General features: G+C 59.8%; 6 protein-coding genes and 1 tRNA gene. 4 read left to right on the top strand and 3 right to left on the bottom strand.

Going from position 1 to position 6,791, the window contains the following annotated elements; all coding sequences use genetic code 11:
• Both mshC and HMPREF2849_RS05225 read right to left on the bottom strand, forming a co-directional pair.
• Positions 1 to 1,356: a cysteine--1-D-myo-inosityl 2-amino-2-deoxy-alpha-D-glucopyranoside ligase gene (gene mshC, locus HMPREF2849_RS05220; RefSeq protein WP_070604591.1), complete on the bottom strand. Its 1,356-nt coding sequence runs from the start codon at positions 1,354 to 1,356 to the stop codon at positions 1 to 3.
• A gap of 18 nt (positions 1,357 to 1,374) precedes the next feature.
• Complete coding sequence (locus HMPREF2849_RS05225) at positions 1,375 to 2,256, bottom strand: undecaprenyl-diphosphate phosphatase (RefSeq protein ID WP_040361409.1); 882 nt, start codon at positions 2,254 to 2,256, stop codon at positions 1,375 to 1,377.
• A 132-nt stretch (positions 2,257 to 2,388) separates the two neighbouring features.
• Here HMPREF2849_RS05225 and HMPREF2849_RS05230 point away from each other — a divergent pair, with 132 nt between their 5' ends.
• The 3 genes from HMPREF2849_RS05230 to HMPREF2849_RS05240 all read left to right on the top strand — a co-directional run bounded on the left by HMPREF2849_RS05230 (position 2,389) and on the right by HMPREF2849_RS05240 (position 5,697).
• The gene (locus HMPREF2849_RS05230; RefSeq protein ID WP_070862694.1) at positions 2,389 to 3,324 is read left to right on the top strand and encodes an aldo/keto reductase; all 936 of its coding nucleotides are present in this window, start codon (positions 2,389 to 2,391) and stop codon (positions 3,322 to 3,324) included.
• 108 nt (positions 3,325 to 3,432) lie between these two features.
• Positions 3,433 to 4,596: a hypothetical protein gene (locus HMPREF2849_RS05235; protein ID WP_179078157.1), complete on the top strand. Its 1,164-nt coding sequence runs from the start codon at positions 3,433 to 3,435 to the stop codon at positions 4,594 to 4,596.
• Positions 4,597 to 5,697 carry a quinone-dependent dihydroorotate dehydrogenase gene (locus HMPREF2849_RS05240; RefSeq protein ID WP_049189276.1) on the top strand — a complete coding sequence of 367 codons (1,101 nt, stop codon included), beginning with the start codon at positions 4,597 to 4,599 and terminating at the stop codon, positions 5,695 to 5,697. It abuts the gene before it with no gap.
• A 138-nt stretch (positions 5,698 to 5,835) separates the two neighbouring features.
• Here the strand turns inward: HMPREF2849_RS05240 and HMPREF2849_RS05245 are convergent, their stop codons facing one another.
• Positions 5,836 to 6,408, bottom strand: coding sequence for a YbhB/YbcL family Raf kinase inhibitor-like protein (locus HMPREF2849_RS05245; protein ID WP_049170574.1), 573 nt, complete (start codon positions 6,406 to 6,408; stop codon positions 5,836 to 5,838).
• A 226-nt stretch (positions 6,409 to 6,634) separates the two neighbouring features.
• Between HMPREF2849_RS05245 and HMPREF2849_RS05250 the strand changes: the two genes are divergently transcribed.
• Positions 6,635 to 6,720 (top strand) — tRNA-Leu (locus tag HMPREF2849_RS05250).
• Positions 6,721 to 6,791 lie beyond the last annotated feature (71 nt).

A 6,791-nucleotide genomic window follows, 5' to 3' on the forward strand; every position in this document is an offset into this window, starting at 1 on the left:
TCAAATTTTAACGCCAAGCAGCGCGTCCAGCGCGGCGGCAACGAATTCTCCGGCACCCGCTGCGCCGGTTACTGTGCCAGCATCTGCCTTGTTGCTGGTATCCGAGGACCACTCCGCAGCCCAGGCATCGATAGCGGCCAGAGCAGCCGGCGTATCCAGGTCATTGGCCAGGCTTGCGCGCACATCGGCAACCAGTGCCGCTGCTGCGCTCACAGCCTTCTCATCGGTGGCAGTCTTTGTAGTTGCGCAAGCCGCACGCCAGGCCTCGTGACGTGCCTTGGCCGCCTCCAGCACCTCGTCCGACCAATCGCGATCAGAGCGGTAATGGCTGGCGAAGACGCCAATGCGAATAGCACTCGGGTCGACGCCGGCGGCCACCAGCTTGGAGACAAACACCAGGTTGCCCAGCGACTTGGACATCTTCACGCCGTCGAGCGCAATCATGCCAGCGTGAACATAATGGCGCGCCATACGTGCACAGCCAGTAGCGGCTTCAGCGTGAGCCGCCGAGAACTCGTGGTGCGGGAACGCGAGATCCGAGCCACCGCCCTGAATGTCGAAGCTCTTACCCAGGCGGTTGGTGGCAATCGCCGAGCACTCAATGTGCCAACCCGGCCGGCCCGCACCAAAAGGAGCCTCCCAGCTTGGCTCCCCGGGGCGAGCGGCACGCCACACCAGCGCGTCCAGTGGGTCCTCCTTGCCCGGGCGATCCGGGTCGCCACCGCGCTCCGCAAAGAACTCCGCCATCTGCTCTGCCGAGTAATTGGACTCGTAACCAAAGTTCTCAGTGGCACTCTTGCGGAAGTACACATCCGGGTACTCGTCATCGGTGAGCTGGTAGGCCGAGCCATTCTCCAGCAGCTTCTCGACCATTTCCACGACCTCGCCCACGGACTCAATGGCGCCGATGTAGTCGCGCGGTGGAATCACCGACAGGTTTTCCATATCCGAGCGAAACAAATCAATCTGCGAGGTGCCCAGCTCGCGCCAGTCCACCCCATCGCGCTCCGCACGTTCGAACAACGGGTCATCGACATCGGTGATGTTCTGCACGTAATGCACCGAGTGTCCATTATCCAGCAGCTGACGGTAAATCAGATCAAAGGTGAGGTAGGTTGCTGCGTGCCCCAGGTGCGTGGCGTCATAGGGTGTGATGCCACACACGTACATGGTCGCCTCCGGTCCCGCTTCCACCTGGGAGACCTTCTGATCCGCGGTGTCGTAGAGGCGTAGGGGTACCGATGTTGAGCTTTCGTCGTCAAGCGAATGCGCCTTACCTGTATTGCTGGCGCGGTTGAACACATCGAAACGCGCATCGCCGAGACTGGGAACCTGTGGTTGGGGCCACGAATGCATTAAATACTCACTACCTCACTAAACAGCGTTGATCGTGCCGAAGCCGAGCAACACCATAACAATCAAACCGACCGGGATGCGGTACGCGGCGAACCAAGCGAAGGAGTGGTTCGACACGAACTTCAGCAGCCATGCAATAGACGCATAGCCGACGACGAAGGCAATCAGCGTACCGATGGCCAATTGCGCTCCACTAGCGGCCTGTCCCGCCGCAGGGTCAAACGCGTCTGGAAGCGAAAAAATTCCAGCAGCGAAAACAGCGGGGATAGCCAGCAGGAAGGAAAAACGCGTTGCAACCTCTCGGTCCAAGTGCAAGAACAGGCCGGCAGACACCGTACCGCCCGAGCGCGACACACCCGGAATGAGCGCCAGGCACTGCGCGAAACCCATGACGATGGCATCTCGCATGGTCAGCTCTTCATAGTTGCGCTCACGACGGCCGAACTTCTCTGCGGCGATAAAGACAAAGGAGAAAAGCACCAACACAGCGGCTGTAATCCAGAGATTGCGCAGGTTATCGCGGATGAGGTCCTTCCCCAGCACACCGATGATGGCAATCGGCAGCGTACCGACAATCACCATCCAACCCATGCGGTAGTTGAAACCGCGGGCTTCCTTATTGAACAGACCGGCAAACCAGCCAGTGAGGATCTGCCAGATGTCCTTGGCGAAGAACACCAACACAGCCAATTCGGTGCCAAGCTGCACCACAGCGGTGAAGGATGCACCGGCGTCCTGGCCCCACAGCAGCTCGGAGACAATCCGAAGGTGCCCCGAGGAACTCACCGGGAGAAATTCCGTCAGACCTTGCACTACGGACAGGATGATTGTCTGCGCCCAGGTCATACCGGTGCCGGCGGTATCGGCAGCGGTATCTGCTGAGGCGCTTAGTGTCGTCATGATAGTCACGGGTGTATAGGCTACTCGTCCGGTTTGTGTTGTGGCTATAGCGAGGTTTCGGTGCGGCGATAGCGAGACCTCTCCCGCGGAACTTTTCCCGCGACCGCACACGGGTGTCCTAAAGTAAAAATCGTGCAACAACGAATTCTGGGCAACAGCGGTTTACGCGTCTCCGCCTTGGGGCTGGGTACGGCCACCTGGGGTGCGGGTACCAGGCAAGACGAAGCCGGACGCATCCTGACGGACTTCCTCGACGCCGGAGGCAACCTTGTCGACGCTTCCCCACTCCACGGCGGCGACACTGTTGCCGACATGCTGGGTGCAGTCATCGCAAAGCGCGGTGTCGCCGACGAATTGGTGCTCTCGGTCGCATCTGGCATACACCCCGAGCGGCCCGTCGGCAGGCGCGTGGACTGCTCGCGTAAGACACTGCAAAAGGACCTCGACGATACGCTCGCACGCCTCGGCGTCGAACACATTGATCTGTGGTCGCCCGGCTACTGGGATGGGCTGACCCCACCGGAAGAGGTCGCCGATACCCTGGAATGGGCTGTGCTCACGGGGAAAGTACGTTACGCCGGAGTGCGTGGATACAGCGGTTGGCAGGCGGCGGTGACGCATGCCGCCGCGGATCGAATCGCTCCGGTGTTCGCACAGCATGAGTACTCGCTGCTCCAGCGAAGCCCTGAGGCTGAACTACTGCTCGCCTGTGAGCATTTGGGGCTCGGCTTTATCGGTGGCGCCCCACTGGCCCAAGGCGTTTTGACCGCCAAATACCAGCACATCATTCCCGAGGACTCCCGCGCTGCTTCCGAACACGCCGACGCAGAGGTACAGGACTATCTCGACACGCGCGGCGTCACGGTTGCAGGCGCGCTGACCACCGCAGCCAAGGGGCTCGGCGTCAGTGCTGCCGTCGCAGCGATTTCCTGGGCACGCGATCGGCCGGGCGTCACCTCGATCCTCGTTGGCGCTCGAGACCGCGCTCAGCTACGCGAAAACCTCACCGCCGAACAACTCACGCTGCCACCGCAGATTTGCAACGCGCTTGACGACGTCACGCTGTAATCAGTAACCGCATTCTTATAAAGACTTATAAGGCACAACGAATGCGAGAGCCTCCCACGGCTGGAGGCGTCCACAAAGTAATCAGGCCGGGGTGGTAGTTTCTATAGCGTGAGTGAAAACAGTCGTCGACGTGTCATAACCTCCCTTCTAGCGGGGCTTTCCGCTAGCGCAGTGGTCCTGGCAGGGTGCTCCTCCGATGTGGAAGGAGACATCGATGCCGGAATGGGCAACGCCACGCCAGTGCCGGCCGCTTCACCCGCTGCTCCCGATACTGCTATCGGGAGGGCCAAGAAGATTGATGAGGACGTTACCGATGCCGTGCTGGTCGGCGACCGAGTTGTCCTGAAGGCCGGGGACAAAATCTTTGCCGGTCCGCTGAATAACCCAATTGAGCGATCAATGAAGCTGGGCGCGAAGTGTGGTGAGCTCGCGCCGGGCGGCCCTAACGCTTTGCTGCCGTGTGAAGATGGCATCCACGTCATTACTGACCAGGCTACGGAAACGGCCGTTGTCGGCCGTGGCACCAACTACTCCGCCGCAGTTGGCCTGGAAGGCGGCCGCATCATCGGTGCCCATGCGGATAGCAATGTCGTCGATGTGTTCGGCGCTGATGGTGAGTTGGCCAGTGACTTCAAGGCTGCCAATAACGGGTCGCAGCTCGTTGAGATTCCCAAAGCGGACAATGACGCGGACGTCAAGCTGTTAGAGGTCAACCGTCCGGAGACTTCGGTGCATGAGCTCAAGCTCGATGAGTCCCGCGCTGGCTCTGCGCTGCGTGCGGGTATCGGCGTCGGCAAGGTAGCTTCCGGTGATCATGTCATTGCTGCCGCAGACACCAAGGGCAACCAGCTTCTTATTTACACTGCCACTGACGTCATTCGCCTCCACCAGGCAGCTCCGGCCCCGGAGGCTCCGTGGGCGGTAGCGGTCGATGAATCGCGCGGAATTGTCTGGGTGACTTCGACGAAGGTGAACAAGCTGACTGGCTACGACATCAGCTCGGGTACCCCAGTCAAGGTCGCGGACATCAACACGGTTGCAGATCCACAGTCGATTGTTGCCACCGAGGATGGCCAGATTGGCGTCTTCTCGGCTACCGGTGACGGGGCCCAGATTTTTGACTCCGCGGACGTCGATAAGGCAATTGCTGATTTCAAGCAGGATGCAGAGAAGATTCGTGAGGAGATGTCGGTTCGGGAACCAGCCGATAAACTACCGACCGGTGCAGGTGACACCAAGGGAGCAGACGACTCCGAGGGAGAGACTAAGTAGATGCCTTCGAAACTTCGCGCCAAGTCCTATCAACTCGCGCTAAAGGCAATGTTCCAGGTCCCACCGGAGCAGATTCACGAGGCCATCTCGAAGACCCTGAAGGGGCTGCAGAAGTCGGAGAGTCTACAGCGGGCGGTGAGCAAGTTACTCGTTGTTGACGATGCTGTGCTGCGTCAAACCGTGTTCGGCGTGGACTTCCCGCGTCCGCTGGGGCTCGCCGCAGGCTTCGACAAGGCTGCTATTGCTCCGGATTGCTGGGGGCCAATTGGTTTTGGCTACGCGGAACTGGGAACCGTGACTGCCAAGCCGCAGCCGGGCAATGATCGCCCGCGTCTGTTCCGTCTGAAGGAAGACCGCGCCATTTTGAACCGTATGGGTTTCAACAACCCCGGCGCAGCTGCTGTAGCGGAGAACTTGCGGTCGCGTCGCAGTGACGACGTGATTGGTATCAACATTGGCAAGACCAAGGTGACTCCGCTGGAAGAGGCCGTCGATGACTATCGAGAGTCGGCCAGCCAGCTCGGCGGCTTGGCGGACTACGTTGTTGTCAATGTCTCCTCACCGAACACGCCGGGTCTGCGCGACCTTCAGGCGGTGGAGTCACTGCGCCCGATTCTGGCAGCGGTGACTGAGGAGACCGACTCGCCGGTGCTGGTCAAAATCGCTCCTGATCTCTCTGACGATGATGTCATCGCGGTTGCTGACCTGGCTGTTGACCTGGGGCTGGCAGGCATTGTGGCTACCAACACCACCATTTCTCGTGAGGGTCTGCGTACGCCCGCGGATGAGGTCGCGGAGATGGGGGCCGGTGGAGTCTCGGGTGCTCCTGTGGCAGCTCGGTCACTAGAGGTGCTGAAGCTGCTGCACGAGCGCGTCGGAGACAAACTAGTTCTCATCAGCGTCGGCGGCATTGAAACTGCTGAGCAGGCGTGGGAGCGGATTGCCAACGGCGCTTCCCTGTTGCAGGGCTACACACCGTTGATTTATGGCGGTCCAGACTGGATTCGTGACATTCACCAAGGGTTGGCTCGCCAGATTCGAGCTCAGGGATTCTACTCCATTTCGGAGGCAGTCGGCTGTGGTCTGCCGTGGCGTGGTTAATTGCTGAAAGCCGTTGAGGCTTCCTAACCCAATAAACACGTGACCCCGGGGCCAGCTGCCATGAAGGCGCTGGCCCCGGGGTTTTCTGTATGAGTAGCGTGCCCGGTCGGTTGAGTTGCCCGTGTGGGCGGCGTATCCCTACTCCCCGACGTTCTCCCACCACGGCGTGATGATGGCACGCGCAATCGAGTGGAAGTACAGATTGAAGCCAAGCACGGTCGGCGTCGCATCTTCCGGAACTTCAAGCTTCTCCACGTCGACCGCGTGCACCGCATACATGTAACGGTGTGGGGCATGCTGCGCCGGTGGGTTAGCTCCGTAGTGACCACGCATGCCCGAGTCGCCGACAAGCTGGATAGCGCCTTCTGGCAGCTTAGAGCCGTCTTCGGAGCCAGCTCCCTGTGGCAGACCCTTTTCGGTCGCTGGAATGTTGAAGACAGCCCAGTGCCAGAAGCCCGAAGCGGTCGGAGCATCCGGATCGAAGCAGGTCACGGCAATGGACTTAGTGCCCTCCGGCAGATTTGCCCAATCCAGTTGTGGGGAAACATTCGACGGAGCGCGGAATTCATCCGCAATCTTCTCGCCGTCCTTGATATCTGGCGAGGACAGCTCGAAGGTTGGCAAATCCTTCAGCGGTGCGTACGGATCTGGTCCCGGGAAAACCGGAGCATTTGCAGTGTCGTTTGCGGTGTCGTTGGAATTCGTAGTCATAACTACCAGTGTGCCTACTTTATGAGCGCGCTGCAGGGACTTTACAAGACTCCCTATCTGCAGGGCCTGATTCTCAGTGCGAATCCAAGGCGGATGCGGGGCTAACACCGCTGATGTAATTACACCCAGGTTTGGCGCGCTAATGCCCCTCTGACCTGGCAATTTGTGTTTCATTATGTAGTCGGGATACAGTATCACAGGTCAGCACGGAAGTGCTTCCTACCCGGTCCGGGTGGCGGAATGGCAGACGCGCTAGCTTGAGGTGCTAGTGCCCTATTAACGGGCGTGGGGGTTCAAGTCCCCCTCCGGACACAAGATAAATCCCGAGAAACTGCAATTAGTGCAGCTCTCGGGTTAAGTGACAAAAAGTGTGTCCGCTCGGT

Source organism: Corynebacterium sp. HMSC073B01 (assembly GCF_001838255.1).
GTDB classification, from domain to species: Bacteria; Actinomycetota; Actinomycetes; order Mycobacteriales; family Mycobacteriaceae; genus Corynebacterium; species Corynebacterium jeikeium_D.